Source organism: Brevibacillus sp. FSL K6-0770, from assembly GCF_038000275.1.
Lineage (GTDB): Bacteria > Bacillota > Bacilli > Brevibacillales > Brevibacillaceae > Brevibacillus > Brevibacillus parabrevis.
Genome location: NZ_JBBOBQ010000001.1, coordinates 3,607,129 through 3,622,548 on the forward strand (window position 1 = coordinate 3,607,129; position 15,420 = coordinate 3,622,548).

A 15,420-nucleotide genomic window follows, 5' to 3' on the forward strand; every position below is an offset into this window, starting at 1 on the left:
ATCGGAGTGGTATGACCAGTAGTTTGAAACACAATTTGGCTTTTTTACGTCATACTAAGAGCAAGACTCGCCATATCTCTACAGAATCGAGGGGTACGTTTATGAAAAAACTTCTTTTTGTCTTGTTGACCGTCGGCCTGTTGCAAGGCTGCACCAGCTCTCCCCCTGCCCCGGAAACTCCGCCTGCAACCACGCAGCCCGAGACTCCGGCACAGCCTGAGACGCCTGCTCCCTCTAACCCGCAAACTCCGGCTGAAAAACCGCCTGCCGAGCAGCCTGAAACAAAAGAAACGGTATATGCCAATGATATTTTTCGCAATGTCACCGTGAAAAAAACGGGGGAAGACACGTTTGAAGTCAAAGGGCAGGCGCAAGTGTTTGAAGCAGTCGTCAATTACGTCGTGGAGGATGGGCACAATGAGTTGACCCAAGGCTTTTTCCAAACCTCCTCCGGCGCTCCCGAATGGGGCGACTTCACCCAGACGGTCAAGGTGAAAAAAGCCGAGCCGAACAGCACGCTCATGCTCATCCTGTTCGAAGCGAGCGCCAAGGACGGCAGCCGCCGGAGTGAACTGATCATTCCTCTGCCGGAAAAGTAGTTCGCTCGGCGTGATTTCGTTCTCCCCTTGTCCTGCCATCTGGATTATAATGGGAGAGATTCATGATATGTGGGGAGGATGACTGTCGGATGAAAAAGACTGCCTTGCTCGTTGTCGATGTGCAAAACCTGCTCGTGGAATACTGTCACCAAGGCGAGGAAATCGTTGAACGGATCAAACATTGATCGCCGAGGCGCGAACTCGCGAGCTTCCTGTTCTCTACGTGCAACATAATACCGGAGAAACGGATGAACTGGCTCTCGGATCGCCAGGGTGGGAAATTCCCACTTCCATCAAGCCGGAAGAAACCGATCCGGTGTTTCATAAAATGGCGCCCGACTCGTTTTATGAAACAGGCTTGCATGAAAAGTTGCAGTCACTCGCCATTGAAAAGTTGATCATTGCCGGGTTCCAGACAAACTATTGTATCGATACAACGAGCAGAAGTGCCATCTCTCACGACTATGACGTGATTCTCGTCGGAGATTGCCACTCTACCACTGACACTTCCGTCCTCAAGGCATCAGACATCGTCGCCCACCACAACAATACATTGAGTGGCTTTGGCAGCCCTAAACATGCCATCACAGTCAAACAATCAGCCTCGCTTTGGGAAGCCTAGTTTGCTTGCACGCCCACGCCAAAAACCATTGGACGCCATGCGCCAATGGTTTTTTCCATATTTTCCAATTCGCTCGAATGTGTGGTATCCTTTTTTATGAAGTTTCCCCCGAAATTCAAAAACCCCCCCGCTTGGAGAGGGCCTTGACTGTCAGACATCTATTTATTCGTGTGGCAACATGCTGACTTGCGTCGTGCTGCTACTTTTGCTCGCTTTGTTCTTCTTTGTAGCACTCCATGCAGAGGGCACCATTGTTCTCGATTTCGTACTCTGTCAAGCGAGCCTGGCAGGATTTGCATTGTTTTTCTGTGAGCACCAAGTTCAAGACTATATCTCCTCTCAATGATGTACGTTAGTCTATTTAGATTATAACCGAAGATTGATATGGAATAAGCAGCTTTGTGTTAAAATTTCGTGAATTCTTTCAATTACAAAGGGAAAAGCTTGCACTCGCCTTGCAACTGGCTTGCCCAGCTTTTCCTTTTACATTAACAGATAAACAGACACCGCCTGGGAGGCTTTCATGAACTCGCCTTACTTTTCGCTCTTCATCTCCGGTGCGCCTTTTCAACTCTTTTCGCTGTCGCACCTCATCGCCTTGCTTGCCACTTTTGGCACAGCGCTCCTGCTTTACTTGCTTCGTCACCGCCTGCAAGCACCTGCTGCCAAGCGGACGATCCGCTTTTCGCTGTCTGGGCTGTTGCTGCTGACGGAAGTGGGCTTTCAGCTCTGGCATGTCTATACGGGAAGCTGGTCGGCTGCCTACACTTTGCCGTTGCAGTTGTGCAGCGTCACTTTGTTGCTTGCGATCGTCATGCTGCTTTCGAGAAGCTACAGCTTGTTTGAAGTCACATTTTTTGCGGGCATTGGCGGTGCAGCGCAGGCATTGATTACGCCAGAACTGTTTTACCCGTTCCCGCACTTCCGCTTTTGGCATTTTTTTCTCGCTCACGCAGGGATCGTTCTCGCCTGCCTGTACATGACGTGGGTCGAAGGCTATCGCCCGACTTACCGCTCCGTCTGGAAGACGATGGGCTTGCTGAACGGGCTGTTGGTCGCGGCACTCGCCGTGAACAGCTGGACAGGGGGCAATTACTTGTTTGTCTCGCACAAACCTGAAAATCCCAGCCTGATCGACTTCCTTGGCCCGTATCCGTGGTACATTCTCTCGCTTGAAGGAGTTGCCTTCGCGATTTTTTCGCTCATGTACTTGCCGTTTCTGCGAAAAAAACAAGCGGCGGTGCCCGCCACGCGCGATTTGCCGTCGTAATGCCAACTTATCCTTGTTCGCGCACCCACTCGGTTACGACCTGCAAAAAGCGCTTCGCTGCGGGCGACTGCTTCTCAAACGATGTCGCTGCCACGCCGAGAGAACGATAATGCTCCCCTTCCAGCGGAATCATGCGGATGTTGGGCGGGAGGCGAAACAGGATCATCTCCGGGAGAATGCTGATTCCCAGGCCGTTTTGCACCATGGCGATAATGGCGTGGTCGTCGCCCACTTCGTACTTCACGCGCGGCTGTAGCTTATACATGGCGAGCAGCCTCTGAATATCGTTGTCGCAGCCTGCTTTTGGCATGATAAACGTTTCTTCCGCCAGACGGCTGACGTGCACCCGCTCTTCCTCGTAGAGCGGGTGCTCCTTCGTTACGAGCAAGTACAGCTGGTCCTTTTTCAACGGGATGGATTCCAATTCCTCAGTCGTCGGCAACGAGACGAAGCCCATGTCGACCTCCCCCGCCTGAATCCAGCTTTCGATCCCGTCGTAATAGCCTTCCAGCAGCTTGACTTCGATGGCGGGATACTGGTCCTGAAACCGTTTCAAAATGCCCGGCAGCCATTGGGTGGACACGCTAGTGAACGTCCCGATTCTGACTGTCCCCACTTCCATGCCGTTGATCGCATGAACTTCTTGCTTCATCCGCTCTTGGGCGCGCAGCATCTCGCGCATATAAGGGAGCAGCCGCTCGCCGTTGCTCGTCAGACTGATGCCGGAACGACCTCGCGTCAAAATGGAAAACCCAAATTCCCGCTCCAGACTTGCCAGGGCGTGACTGATCGCGGATTGCGTCAAGCCGAGAATTTCGCCCGCCCTGGTCAAACTCCCCGATTCGATCACGGTGACAAACACTTCGTACTTGCTCAGGCTCATCTTGCTCTCCCACCTTTTGCATTAAAACTTTTCATGAAAAGCATGATAAACATTCATTTTTCTTATTCAAACATTACTCGTATACTGAGTATTGCGCAATACGAATACTTCATGGTCGCGCCTGGTCAACCGGGCAAGGAGGCACAAATGAAACCGCAAGTAAAAGCCGATCTGGCAATGCTGCTGGTTACCCTGTTTTGGGGATCGTCTTATTTGTTTATGCAAATGGGCTTGCAAGATTTGGAGACGTTTAACCTGATCGCCATCCGCTTTGGCATTGCTTTTGTTTTGGCGGCAGCGATTTTTCACAAGCGGTTGCGCAGCACCAGCCGTAAAACATTGCTGCACGCCTCGATTCTCGGCACGCTCCTGTTTGGCGTGTTTGCCACGATTACAAACGGGGTCAAATCGACGACGGCTTCCCAAGCCGGGTTTTTGGTCAGCCTGACGGTCATTTTCGTCCCGCTGCTGTCGATTTTGTTTCGCCACCGCCCGGAAAAGCGCGTGTTTGTCGGGGCGGGACTCGCCATGGTCGGCATCGGTCTAATGACGCTCAACACCGAACTGCGGATCAGCCAAGGCGATCTGCTGTGTATCGCCGGAGCGCTCTGTTACGCCATGCACATTACCGTGACAGGCAGATTTGCCTCCTTTTCGGACACGATTCAACTCGGCATTTATCAGCTTGGCTTCACCGCCTTGCTCGGTTTCGTTTTTTCCTGTTTGTTCGAATCGCCTGTGTTGCCGCATTCGACAGAAGGCTGGGTCGCTGTGCTCGCTCTCAGTATTTTGTGCAGTGCCATCGGCTTTGTCGTCCAGACGGTGGCTCAAAAATATACGACTGCGACTCATACCGGACTGATTTTTTCGCTGGAGCCTGTATTCGCTGCCCTGTTTGCCTTTTTGTTCGCTGGCGAGATTTTGACCACGCGCGGGTATATTGGCGCAGCACTTGTACTTGCCAGCGTGCTGATTGCGGAAATCGATCTGGGCAAATGGCTGCGCAGCAAGCGGCAAACCCGTTTGTCAGCCTGACGAGGTTGTTCGTTGTTCGCGAATTTGCCCATACAAAAACCGGCTCCTTGTGTGCCCTGCCCCCAAGTGTTGTTACGTACAACCGGGAGGTGCAGCGCATTTTCGAAGAGCCGGTTTTTCGTTGATGCTTCCTGAGCATCTGAGCTTTTCGTTAGCTGCTATAGCAAACTTTTCCGCCAATGACCGTCATGACGGCTTTCGTCGTGAGCAATTCATCCGGATCGATCGTGAACAAGTCCTTGGAATAAACCGTCATATCCGCATATTTTCCGCGAGACAGCGTTCCTTTTACTTGCTCCTCGTTTGTCACCTGCGCGCCTCCCAGTGTAAACAAATGGAGCGCTTCTTCCATCGTCAATTTTTCCTCCGGGAGGTAGCCGCCGTGTGTTTCGCCCGGAGCCTTGCGCGTCACGGCCGCGTGAATGCCCAGCAACGGATCGATCGGTTCCACTGGCGTATCTGATCCTGCCGCGCAAATAATTCCCTTGTTCATCATCGTCTTCCAAATGTACGAGTACTGGATGCGCTCTTCTCCCACACGGTCGATCACCCACGGGAAGTCGCCTGCGAGGAAGCGCGGCTGAATGTCGGCAATCCGGCTTGGCTGATTCAGCCTCTCCAGCAAATCCGGGCGCAAAATTTGCGTATGGATCAATCTGTCCCGATACGCGACGGTCGGAAACTGATCCAGACTGTCGAGCACCATTTCCAGGGCCTTGTCGCCAATCGTATGCACCGCAATCGGCATGCCGAGCTGACGCGCCTGCCGGACAAGCTCGGTCAGCTCTTCCTGTTCGTGTACCGGGTACCCGCTCGTCGATGGATCGTCTGCGTACGGTGCGGACAAGTAAGCGGTTCTGCGCCCCAAAGCCCCGTCTGCGAAAATTTTCACCGCGCCAATCTGTACGTGGCTGTTTCCATAGCCGGCGGTCATGTTCAGGTCGCGCAGTTCATGCATGTGCGGGTAGTAAACGAGCAGATGGGAGCGCAGCGCAAGCTCTTCCCCGTTAATCAGCTCGTCGTAAAGGCGATACGTCTGCGCCAGTCCGTTCAGTTCGCGCAAGTCTTCTGTATGCGCTCCGGTCAAGCCGTGCTGCATCGCGTAGCGGATGGAGCTGCGCAAGCTTTTTTTTAATGTATCGTAATCAGGGCGCGGAATATGTTTGGTGATCAGATTGGAAGCCGTTTCGAGGAGCATCCCTGTCGGCTTTCCGGTGAGCGAATCGCGCACGATCACTCCGCCAGCGGGCACCTCGATGTCAGGATGATATCCGGCAAGCTCCAGCGCTTTTGTATTGACCAGATTCGCATGTCCGCAAATGCGCGGCAAAAAGATCGGGCAGTGCGGCGCAGCGGCGTCAAGCTCCTCGATGCTCGGGATTCCTCCGCCGTCGACAAACAGATTCTCGTCCCAGCCAAAGCCTTGTATCCATTCATTCGCTTTTGTCTCATTCGCCTTTTGTCGGATGAGGTACAGCATTTCATCCTTCGATTTCGCCTCGCGCAAGTCGAGCTGCAAAAAGGTCAGCCCCAGCCAGCCCAAGTGCAGATGACTGTCGATCAGCCCCGGTGTTGCCGTGCAGCCTTGCAAATCGATCACTTGCGCATCGCTGCGTCCGTATTGCAGCAGCATATCCGCATCGCTGCCCAAATCGTGGACGATCCCGTCACGAACAACGAGAGCCTCCACAAACAAATGCCGCGAATCCCCTGTATAGATGCGTCCGTTTTTGAAAATGGTCGTCGCCATGTATGCTCCTCCTCGTGGATGTACGATCCGTATTCTTGCTCGCCTTCCCCTCTCCTTATTTGTTTGCCGCTCACCTTTTTCCTTCCTATTCTGAAAAAAACTTCGCCGATGACGGAAACGCAAGGAAAAAAACGGTACTTTCGCCGATTCCTGTTGAAAGCCCGCCAGGAAGGGTACGTTATGTTCAACTCTTATTTTTGAAGCGGGGTGATCGTATGCAGCAAAAAACGAAGAACCGCCTTCCTGCCTTTTTTCCGGCGATGAACAGCACCTCTTCAAAAGCGCCTGGCTCCGCTGCTCCTAAATCTCCCAAGCCCGGCGAACTGGACAACCAGGCTCGGCTTTTGCTGTTGGTGAATGGATTGTTCATCGCTGCCGGCGCTCTCTCCGGTACGTTCGTGAACGTTTATTTGTGGAAGGTGAAAAGTCAGTTTGCGCCCATCGCCTGGTTTACATTTGCTACCCATTTGGCTGGCGCCCTGACCTTTTGGCTCGCTGGCGCGTACGTCAAGCAGTTCAACAAAATGAACATCCTGCGCGCGGGGATGGCCGGGTCGGCGCTTTTTTACTTGCTTGTGCTCCTCGCTGGCCCGCAGGCTGTGTCGTACGCCGTCTGGCTCGGGCTGGTTCAGGGGATGGCGGTCGGCTTTTTTTGGCTTGCGTTCAACGTCGTTTACTTTGAAATTACCGGGCCAGACAACCGCGACCGCTTCAATGGCTGGGCAGGACTGTTGGCTTCCGTAGGCGGCATGCTCGCTCCCTGGCTGTCAGGCTGGCTGATCTCCCGTCTCCCCGGAAACAATGGCTACAGACTGATCTTCGCCCTCTCGCTCGCTCTGTTCGTCGTCGGCGGCATCATCAGCTTTTTTCTGAAAAAGCGCCAGTCGGAAGGAACGTACTCCTGGGGCTTTTCCTTCCGCTGTCTGCGCGAGGAACCCAAGTGGCGTCTCGCTGCCGCCGCTCTCGCCGCACAAGGCATGCGCGAAGGCGTATTCGGCTTCATCATCGGGCTGTTTGTCTACATCGCCACGAAAAGCGAAATGACGCTGGGGAATTTCTGGCTGATTACCTCGGCAGTCGGGCTGCTCAGCTACTATGTGGCGGCCAAATGGTACGCCCCGCGCTACCGCAAATGGGGCATGCTCACTGGCGCGGTCATGATGTCCGGCATCTTGCTCCTGTTTTTCTGGCAGGTCAGCTATACGACACTGCTCGCTTTCGGGATCGTCGTCTCGCTCGCCTATCCGCTTTTTTCGATGCCGATGATCTCGACTGTTTTTGATTTGATCGGCACGAATGAACAGAGCGCGAAAAACCGGGTGGAGTACGTCGTTTTGCGCGAATTTGCCCTGGATGTCGGTCGGCTGGTCGGCATTTCGCTGTTCCTGCTCGTCACCGCGATCAGCGTCTCGGCCTCGACGTTAAACTGGCTGGTGTTCGCGATTGGAACCGGGCCTGTGCTCGCCTGGCTGTGCATGAAAAGCCTGTTTCCCTGGCCGGGCACAGGCGATGCCAAACAAAGCCGAACTTAGCAGGCCGTGGCGGGGCCAGCCGGACAACAGAGAAGTACGCAGCGGCATTTTCGCAAAAGTTTTTCCTTAGCACGCTTGTCCTAGATTGGTATAATGAACCAAAGGGCAGTTGATCTCCGCGGTTATCGCCCGTGGATGAACTGCCCTTTTCCCATGCGGCGAACCAGCGATTGTCGCAAAAACGGACCAAGGAGAGCAACGTGCGAATCAAACGAATTTTATTCACCCTCGCTGTTTTGATCGGGATCGGATTGTTCAGTCTGTTAACCGAGCAACAGAACAGCCAGACCACAAACACGTCTGTGCAAGCCGATGTCGTTCTGACCTTTCCCCGCGAGCGCTATCCCGAGACGGCAGAGCACATTCGCTCTGCCATCGAAAAAGGCCAGTCTGCTGTCTGCACCATCGACCGCAAATCGGCGGACAAGCACCGCGAAGATTCCTTGCGCGGCATCCCGACCAAACGCGGCTACGATCGCGACGAATGGCCGATGGCAATGTGCAAGGAAGGCGGCAAGGGAGCAGATATCGCTTATATTTCCCCTTCCGACAACCGCGGGGCAGGTTCGTGGATCGCCAACCAGCTCGAAAAGTACCCGGATGGCACGCGCGTGCAAATCGTCATCGGCGATCAGCCTGCCCGCTAGAAAAAACCCCGCTTGGCGCATCGGCCAGACGGGGTTTTTCGTCACAACGCGTTACGAGGAAATGTGCCAGCCGCTTGTTTGCTGCTGCAATCCCCACAGCTTCGCATACAGTCCGTGGCGGGCAATCAGCTCGTCGTGCTTGCCTGCTTCCACGACACGGCCTTGATCCAGCACATAAATCTGGTCAGCGTGGCGGATCGTTTTCAAGCGATGGGCAATTGCGATGACCGTCCGGCCTTGAATCAGCCTGTCGATCGCTTGCTGAATGTGCGCTTCGTTTTCCGGATCGAGGGAAGCGGTCGCCTCATCCAAAAGGACGATCGGCGCATTTTTCAGCATGGCCCGGGCGATGGATATGCGCTGCTTCTCCCCGCCGGACAACGTGCTTCCTCCCTCTCCCACCATCGTCTCGTAGCCGTTTGGCAGCTGCATGATAAACTCGTGGCAGCACGCCTGCCTGGCTGCCGCTTCGATTTCTTTTTGTGTCGCGTCCCTTTTGCCGAAGCGAATGTTGTTGGCGATCGTGTCCTGGAACAGATACACATCTTGAAAGACCATCGAGATGCGGGACAACAACGCTTCCGGGTCCATTTTTGCAAGCGGCTGTTGTCCGAGCAGCACTTGCCCGCTGGTCGGGTCGTAAAATCTGGCAATCAGGCGGAGCACGGTGCTTTTTCCGCTGCCGGACGGCCCGACCAAAGCGGTGAACGATCCTGTCGGCATGTGCATGCTGACGTTGTCGAGCGCCAGCTTTTCGTTGTATCCGAATGATACGTGATCGAGCGTCACATCGTTTTCGTCCGGCGGATGCAGTTCGCCCAGCATCGTCGGTTCAGCCAGCAAATCGACGATCCGCTCGCCGGCCTGCTCGTGATAACGAAATTCTGCGTAATTGACGAGCGCCGTGGTCAGCGGATCGAAAATTCTTGTTCCTACCAAAAGAAACATGACAAACGTGATCAAATCGAGGTTGCCCCCAGCCAGCAAATACGTGCCAGCGATTACCATGAGCGTCAGACCCGCCCGAATGCAGGCGATGGCCGCCAGCACGATCGGCCCGAGCAAGCCTTCGATGCGGATGCTCTGTCTCATGAACTCGCGAAAAGACTTCTCCAGCCGCACGAAACGCTCGCCTGTCAAATTGTACGCTTTGATGACGCGAATGCCGTTCAAATATTCCTGCAAGCGGTTCGCGGCATCAATTTTGGCCCGCATATGCTGGGCGCCGAGCTTGCGCTGAATGCCAGACGTGAGCAAAACGAGCATGATCGCGACAGGAAATGCGGCAAACAAGGCGAGCGCCATCCGCCAATCGATGAAAGACAGCCCGACGATGGCAATGACCGGCATGATCAGCGCCCCGATCATTTGCGGGACGAGGTGGGATATCCCGTGCTCGACCATCGCAAAATCGCCCATCATCATATTCGCCAAGTCGCCGGGGTCCCGCTTGTTCAAATAGCCGAGCGACAGCTTGCGCAAATGCTCCGCAAGTCTGGCCCGCCCTTCTGCTGCCACGCTGTATGCGCCGCCGAACTGCGCCCGGTAGGCGGGCATTTCCGTCAGAAACAGCAGCACCAGAGACGCGATCAGCCATGCGCATATCCACCATAAACGCCCTGTGTTCAGCGGTGCGTCCGGGTGCACAAACGGTTCAAAAATCAAGCGCGCCGCCTCTACCAGCAAGACAAACGGCACAATGCTGGCAAGGTTCGCAATCGTCGTGTAAAAGACAGGCTTTAGCAATGCGCGGGGTTTACCGGCTGTTATATTGCTTAACGTGCTCATCGGCAGCCAACCTCCCTCTCTCTTTTCCGATCTGCCAGTTTTGCGCATCGGTGTACGCCGACCACATCCGGGCGTACAAGCCGTTTTGCTGTAGCAGCGCCTCGTGTTTTCCCTGCTCGACCAATTTGCCGCCTTGCATGACGAGAATCTGGTCGGCTTCCCGGATCGTGGACAGGCGATGGGCAATGACGATCACGGTCTTGCCTTTCACCAGTTCGGCCAAGGCCAGCTGCATTTCGTATTCATTCTCGGGATCGGCAAAAGCTGTCGCTTCATCGAGGACGAGAATCGGAGCATTTTTCAAAATCGCCCGCGCCACGGCCACGCGCTGCTCCTCTCCCCCTGACAAATAGACCCCGCCTTCGCCGATCAGCGTATCGTAGCCTTGCGGAAGGTTTAGAATAAACTGGTGGCACTGCGCGGCCTTCGCTGCCGCATAGACCGCTTCGGGCGCAGCATCGGGCAATCCTACCGCGATGTTGTTGTACACCGTGTCATAGAACAAAAACGTCTCCTGGAACACAAACGCCACTGTGTTCATCAAATCGGTGCTGGACAGATCGCGAATGTCCACGTCGCCAATGCGAATGGCGCCTTCCTGCACATCCCAGAAGCGGGGAATGAGATTGGCTACCGTCGACTTGCCTGCTCCCGACGGGCCGACGAGTGCGGTCACCTGCCCGTGCCGCGCCAGGAAAGACACATGCGAAAGGGCTTCTTTTCCTTGCTGTGCCTGTGCGCCCTCTGTGCCTTCTGTTGCAGTTGCGCTCGCATAGGCGAACGAAACGTCGTCAAACGCGACGTCAAAATGCTGCGGCTGTTTGGAAGCGAGCGGCTCGGCAACAGGCTGTTCGGCAAAAATCCGATCCATCCGCTCTACCCCTTCTCCAATGTCGCGCAGCGTCGAAGTCAAAAACATAATTTTGAACATCGGGGCGGACACCCCCGGCGCCATCACGAGGAAAAACAGCAGGACAGACGCGAACGCCACATTGTGCGGATCGCTGCTCAACAGAAAAACCCCCACAGGGAGGATGAAAGCGACGAACGAGCCTAAAATGACCTTGAACGTCAAATATCCGTTTTGAAAATCACGCGTATGCTTGACACAATAATCGCGGTACGAAATCATGTCCGCGTAAAACTGGCGAAAAGAGTGGACGGTTTGCCCAAATACTTTGATCGCGGGCATGCCGCGTACGTACTGCACGGCGGAACCGTTCATCCGCTCCAGCGAGTCGTAATATTTTTTGATGTTTTCTTTTGTCCGCGTCCCTTGAAACGACAGCACCTGCACCAAAAGAGCCAGCACGATCGGCACTACGCAGGCGAGCGCCAGCCACACATTCAAGTAAAACATGACGCCGACCATGACGACAATCGTCACGACCACCTGAACCAGATCGGGCAATTGGTGGGCGATGAACGTCTCGACTTTTTCCACGTTTTGCTCCAGCGTTTTCTTGACTGCCCCCGTCGACGTGCCACTCAGCCAGCCAAGCGGCAAACGGCCGATATGGGAAGCCAGCTTCACACGCAAGCCGTACAAAATCCGAAAAGCGGCAATGTGCGATACCATCCCTCCCGCGTACATCAGAATGAGGCTTCCCACCAGTCCGAACAGGGCAATCACGCCCCAGCGAATCATGTACGCCCCGTCTGCATCGGCCACAGACGAGGCATGCAGCAGCAGCTCCTGCAAAATAAAATAGACAGATGCGTAAGGCACAAGCATGCAGATGGCGCTCAACGACGACAAAATGGCCGAAACGATCAGCAAGCTCCGCTTCTCATCCGCAATCTCCAGCAGTCGAAGCACGCCTTTTTTCTCGCTCATTCCTCTTCCCTCCCTTTCCATGCTTTCTAGACCACCAAGCGTTAGGCAAACATTTTGAGAAACGAGATTTCCCCAAGCAGACCAGCAAAAGCCAAGCCTGCAACCAACAGCCCCGACAAAAGCCAGAACAGCAGGACAAACTGCCAGTCTTCCCGCTGGAACACGCTTGCCCGATAGTAAGTGCGCCGCGGATGGACTGCAAACCCGCGCGCATCCATGGACAAAGCCATTCGCTCTGCCTGCCGGATCGCCGTGACCAACAGCGGAAGCGTCGTCCCTCTCACTCTCTCCCCGTAAGACAACCGACTTTTTCTCGCTTTTTCATTCAAACCTCTCACTTGACGCGCCCAGCGAATCGTCCGATGCTGCCGCTGCATATCCGGCACAAACCGCAAAATCGCCAGCACGGCGTATCCGATCCGGTCATTCACTCGCCAATTTTGCACCAGCGCCCGCACGAAATCAGGCGTCTCGGTCGTCAGTGCAAACAACAGCATGACTGCATACAGCGAAAGCAGCCGAAGTCCCGTAGTCAATCCGAGCAACAAGCCTGCCTGCGAGCCTGGCTGGTTGCCCCCGGCTGCGCTGTCGATCATGAATGGATACGTGAGGAGAAAACCGATCAGAAACGGGAGCAGCACGACGATTTTTTTCATGTAGGAAAACAGCTGGACGCGCCCGAGCCAAACCGTCAGCAAGGCGCTTGCCACGATAAAGGCGACGGGCGTCCACACATTTGTCACCAGCGTTAAAAAAACAGTCACAGGCAGCGTCGCTACCAGCTTGGACAGTGGATTGAGACGATGCAAATACGAAGCGGAAGCTCCCGGGACACACTGATTCTCGCTCATCTTTTACGCCTCCACCCCCGTCCGCTCGCCCAGCAATCGCAGGCAGCCTGCTCGCACATTTTCGTAAGTCGCAATCCCGGCCAAGCTCGGATCGTACACGGACAGCTTTTGCGCCATTTCTGCTGCTGGTGGCAGACGCAAGCTCGCCTGTTTCAAAAGCTCCGGCTGCGAAAACAAACGGTCTGCCGTGCCGTGGAAGACGAGCTTCCCTTTTGCCAGCACAGCTACCCGATCGGCATACTCCGCAAGCAGCCAGAGCGCGTGCGTGATCAAGACAATCGCCACTCCTTCGCGTTGCAGGCTTTGCAGCATCTGCATGATCTCTCTGGCATTTTTTTGATCCTGGCCAAAAGTCGGCTCATCGAGGATCAGCACTTTGCGCTCCTCTGTCAGCATCGTCGCAACACTGAGCCGCCGCTTCTCTCCCTGGCTCAACTGGTACGGACTGCGCCCGGCAGCAGAAGCAAGACCAAACCGCTGCAACAGAGACTGGGCCTGCACACGGGCTTGCTCTTCATCCCGTTCCGGCATGCCGACGACAAGCTCCCTTTCTGCTGTCTCCGCCACAAACTGATGCTCGGGGTTTTGAAAAACAAACCCGATGTTTCGCACCAGTTCGGCCATCGATAGCCCTGTCATGTCTTTGCCGGACAAAAAGAGCGCTCCTTTGTGGGCGGGCAACAGCCCCATCAAGTGCAAAGCCAACGTCGTCTTCCCGGCGCCGTTTGCTCCCGCGATGGCCAACAGCTCGCCACTGGAGATGGTCAGCGCTCCCACTGATTTTTGCAGCACGCCCGAAGCGGCGAGGGACAGCATTCCTTCCCTGATCGCAAGCAGCGGGACGCCTGCTTCGTCTTCGGGCGATGCGGAGCGTCCAGCGTCTGCCGTTTGCTCAGCGCACGCAGCGGGCCGAGCGCCCTCCGACCAGCTTTTCTCTTGGATCAGGCTGCCAAAAGCAAAGCCGTTGCCCAGCCTTTTTCCGATCTGTTCCGCCACTTCATCCGCACAGAGCGCGACGGGCGACAGCCCCAACTCTTTGCTGAGCCGCACCGTCTCCGGCAAAAAGACGCCCTCTTCGCAGAGCCGCTCATAGCTTTCGGAAAAGACGCGTCGCGCTTCCCCTTCGGCGCTTACCTCTCCTGTCTTGCCGAGCACAAGCACACGATCGGCCAATCCGATGCATTCGTCCAGATGGTGCTCCACGAGAACGAGCGCCTGTCGCCCGCCTTGCTTCAATCGCTCAATGACGGCGAACACTTCTGCGCGGCCTGCCGGATCGAGCAGCGCTGTCGGTTCATCCAGCACGATCACTTGCGGCTGCATCGCCAGCACAGAGGCAATCGCGAGCCGCTGCTTTTGCCCGCCGGACAGGTGCTCCACTGCCTTTTTGCGCTGATCAGAAAGTCCTACTTCTGCCAGCGATTGCGTGATGCGCCGCTCCATCTCTTCGCGGTCCAGACAAAGATTTTCCAGACCGAAAGCGACCTCATCCTCCACCGTAAAAGCAACCAGTTGCGCTTCCGGGTCTTGAAACACCATCCCGACATGCATCGCCAGTTCCCCTACGGTTGCCTCGCTCGTGCTTCGCCCTGCTATCCGCACATCGCCCTCATAGCTCCCCTGGACGGCGTGCGGGATTAATCCGTTCAAGGTGAGGGCGAGCGTGCTTTTGCCCGCCCCTGATGCCCCCATGATGAGCAGCAGCTCGCCTGTTTGTACACGGAATGTCACGTTAGTCAGGACAGGCTGTTCGGCGGCATCGTAGCCGAAACAGACATTCCGCACATCCAAAACACCGTTATCCATCAGCTATCGCCCTGCTTTGTTCGCGAGGCTCGCACGATAGTCCGTCAGCAAGCCTGCCTGCATCAGCGAATGGCACAAAGCGCGGGAGAGCCATGCAACCAAGGCGCAACTGACAGCCGTCACCGCGAACAAGCCGACCTGTGATCCAAATGACAGGTTCGCATAGCCTGTCAGCGGGTACTCGCTCAGGACTGCCAGCGCGCCTGTTACGGCGGCGGCTGTCAACATAAACCGTCCGCTGTACGTCCGATAGCGTGCAACGGCATAAGGCAGCTCGCAATACAATCCGTTGATCGCTTGCCCGATCAGCATCATCCAGCCGTAGGAGGTGAACGGAATCATTACCAGACCCGTTACCAGTTCAGCCAGCACGCCTGCTCCCGGTTTGCGGATAAGATAGAGCGCCATAAAGCCCGGCATCATGTAAAAACCGATAAGGACACGGGAATAAATCGGACCCGTAAGCGAAGTGGCCAGCATATACACGTAATTGACCCCGATAATGACGATGGCAAAAACCACTCCCAAAAGCCCGGCCATCAGCAAGTCTTTCGTTCTCCAAGCCCGTTGTACTCGGCCAGCGTTCTCCAAGCCTGCTTTCATTTTTTCACCTCTCCTGTGTCTGCTTCTCTCTTTTGCTGTTCCTTCTTTATCATAGAGCGAGGGGCAGCCTCTTTACCGCCATTTCGCGGAGAGAGACTGCCCCTAGAGGGAGAAAATGCCCGCAACAAAAAAAGACGCTCGCGATTGAACGTCTTTTTTGCGATGAAAAATGTCTCGCCGTTTTTCATGAAATGGGA

At 55.2% G+C, this 15,420-nt stretch carries 14 protein-coding genes; 6 read left to right on the plus strand and 8 right to left on the minus strand.

Features of this window, described 5'->3' with window-relative positions:
* Positions 1-101: 101 nt before the first annotated feature.
* Together NST23_RS16890 and NST23_RS16895 are read left to right on the plus strand one after the other, a co-directional pair.
* Positions 102-599, plus strand: coding sequence for a Gmad2 immunoglobulin-like domain-containing protein (locus NST23_RS16890; RefSeq protein WP_173599671.1), 498 nt, complete (start codon positions 102-104; stop codon positions 597-599).
* A 223-nt stretch (positions 600-822) separates the two neighbouring features.
* Entirely contained in the window at positions 823-1,221 is a 399-nt protein-coding gene (locus NST23_RS16895; protein WP_340964126.1) for an isochorismatase family protein, read from the plus strand.
* 199 nt (positions 1,222-1,420) lie between these two features.
* Here NST23_RS16895 and NST23_RS16900 read toward each other — a convergent pair whose 3' ends face one another.
* Positions 1,421-1,546, minus strand: a complete 126-nt coding sequence (locus NST23_RS16900; RefSeq protein WP_255679085.1) for a hypothetical protein — start codon at positions 1,544-1,546, stop codon at positions 1,421-1,423.
* A gap of 198 nt (positions 1,547-1,744) precedes the next feature.
* Between NST23_RS16900 and NST23_RS16905 the strand changes: the two genes are divergently transcribed.
* Positions 1,745-2,491, plus strand: coding sequence for a YwaF family protein (locus NST23_RS16905; protein WP_328139738.1), 747 nt, complete (start codon positions 1,745-1,747; stop codon positions 2,489-2,491).
* Between the two features lie 7 nt (positions 2,492-2,498).
* On the opposite strand, the gene NST23_RS16910 is transcribed toward NST23_RS16905, so the two are convergent.
* Positions 2,499-3,374, minus strand: coding sequence for a LysR family transcriptional regulator (locus tag NST23_RS16910; RefSeq protein WP_122965110.1), 876 nt, complete (start codon positions 3,372-3,374; stop codon positions 2,499-2,501).
* A gap of 147 nt (positions 3,375-3,521) precedes the next feature.
* Here NST23_RS16910 and NST23_RS16915 point away from each other — a divergent pair, with 147 nt between their 5' ends.
* Positions 3,522-4,409, plus strand: a complete 888-nt coding sequence (locus NST23_RS16915; protein WP_173599670.1) for a DMT family transporter — start codon at positions 3,522-3,524, stop codon at positions 4,407-4,409.
* A gap of 151 nt (positions 4,410-4,560) precedes the next feature.
* On the opposite strand, the gene NST23_RS16920 is transcribed toward NST23_RS16915, so the two are convergent.
* The gene (locus tag NST23_RS16920; RefSeq protein WP_173598052.1) at positions 4,561-6,159 is read right to left on the minus strand and encodes an amidohydrolase; all 1,599 of its coding nucleotides are present in this window, start codon (positions 6,157-6,159) and stop codon (positions 4,561-4,563) included.
* A gap of 215 nt (positions 6,160-6,374) precedes the next feature.
* Between NST23_RS16920 and NST23_RS16925 the strand changes: the two genes are divergently transcribed.
* Both NST23_RS16925 and NST23_RS16930 read left to right on the plus strand, forming a co-directional pair.
* Positions 6,375-7,691 carry an MFS transporter gene (locus NST23_RS16925; RefSeq protein WP_173599668.1) on the plus strand — a complete coding sequence of 439 codons (1,317 nt, stop codon included), beginning with the start codon at positions 6,375-6,377 and terminating at the stop codon, positions 7,689-7,691.
* A 200-nt stretch (positions 7,692-7,891) separates the two neighbouring features.
* On the plus strand, positions 7,892-8,338 hold the full coding sequence (locus NST23_RS16930; protein WP_173599667.1) for a NucA/NucB deoxyribonuclease domain-containing protein: 447 nt from the start codon (positions 7,892-7,894) through the stop codon (positions 8,336-8,338).
* 51 nt (positions 8,339-8,389) lie between these two features.
* On the opposite strand, the gene NST23_RS16935 is transcribed toward NST23_RS16930, so the two are convergent.
* Genes NST23_RS16935 through NST23_RS16955 form a run of 5 tightly spaced genes read right to left on the minus strand, consistent with a single transcriptional unit; the run spans position 8,390 to position 15,223 of the window.
* Positions 8,390-10,126 carry an ABC transporter ATP-binding protein gene (locus NST23_RS16935; protein WP_173599666.1) on the minus strand — a complete coding sequence of 579 codons (1,737 nt, stop codon included), beginning with the start codon at positions 10,124-10,126 and terminating at the stop codon, positions 8,390-8,392.
* Positions 10,095-11,963, minus strand: a complete 1,869-nt coding sequence (locus NST23_RS16940) for an ABC transporter ATP-binding protein (protein WP_122965104.1) — start codon at positions 11,961-11,963, stop codon at positions 10,095-10,097. The genes NST23_RS16935 and NST23_RS16940 overlap by 32 nt, the downstream gene beginning before the upstream one ends.
* Before the next feature lie 41 nt (positions 11,964-12,004).
* Positions 12,005-12,814, minus strand: a complete 810-nt coding sequence (locus NST23_RS16945; protein ID WP_287102368.1) for an energy-coupling factor transporter transmembrane component T family protein — start codon at positions 12,812-12,814, stop codon at positions 12,005-12,007.
* Positions 12,815-12,817: 3 nt separating this feature from the next.
* Positions 12,818-14,620: an ABC transporter ATP-binding protein gene (locus NST23_RS16950; protein ID WP_340964127.1), complete on the minus strand. Its 1,803-nt coding sequence runs from the start codon at positions 14,618-14,620 to the stop codon at positions 12,818-12,820.
* 3 nt (positions 14,621-14,623) lie between these two features.
* Complete coding sequence (locus NST23_RS16955) at positions 14,624-15,223, minus strand: ECF transporter S component (protein WP_274874055.1); 600 nt, start codon at positions 15,221-15,223, stop codon at positions 14,624-14,626.
* Between the last annotated feature and the right edge of the window lie 197 nt (positions 15,224-15,420).

Bases quoted from the DNA above. Each gene is read 5' to 3' on its own strand.
- NST23_RS16890 (WP_173599671.1), top strand. From the start codon at position 102: ATGAAAAAACTTCTTTTTGTCTTGTTGACCGTCGGCCTGTTGCAAGGC.
- NST23_RS16905 (WP_328139738.1), top strand. From the start codon at position 1,745: ATGAACTCGCCTTACTTTTCGCTCTTCATCTCCGGTGCGCCTTTTCAA.
- NST23_RS16910 (WP_122965110.1), bottom strand. From the start codon at position 3,374: ATGAGCCTGAGCAAGTACGAAGTGTTTGTCACCGTGATCGAATCGGGG.
- NST23_RS16915 (WP_173599670.1), top strand. From the start codon at position 3,522: ATGAAACCGCAAGTAAAAGCCGATCTGGCAATGCTGCTGGTTACCCTG.
- NST23_RS16920 (WP_173598052.1), bottom strand. From the start codon at position 6,159: ATGGCGACGACCATTTTCAAAAACGGACGCATCTATACAGGGGATTCG.
- NST23_RS16925 (WP_173599668.1), top strand. From the start codon at position 6,375: ATGCAGCAAAAAACGAAGAACCGCCTTCCTGCCTTTTTTCCGGCGATG.
- NST23_RS16935 (WP_173599666.1), bottom strand. From the start codon at position 10,126: ATGAGCACGTTAAGCAATATAACAGCCGGTAAACCCCGCGCATTGCTA.
- NST23_RS16940 (WP_122965104.1), bottom strand. From the start codon at position 11,963: ATGAGCGAGAAAAAAGGCGTGCTTCGACTGCTGGAGATTGCGGATGAG.
- NST23_RS16945 (WP_287102368.1), bottom strand. From the start codon at position 12,814: ATGAGCGAGAATCAGTGTGTCCCGGGAGCTTCCGCTTCGTATTTGCAT.
- NST23_RS16950 (WP_340964127.1), bottom strand. From the start codon at position 14,620: ATGGATAACGGTGTTTTGGATGTGCGGAATGTCTGTTTCGGCTACGAT.
- NST23_RS16955 (WP_274874055.1), bottom strand. From the start codon at position 15,223: ATGAAAGCAGGCTTGGAGAACGCTGGCCGAGTACAACGGGCTTGGAGA.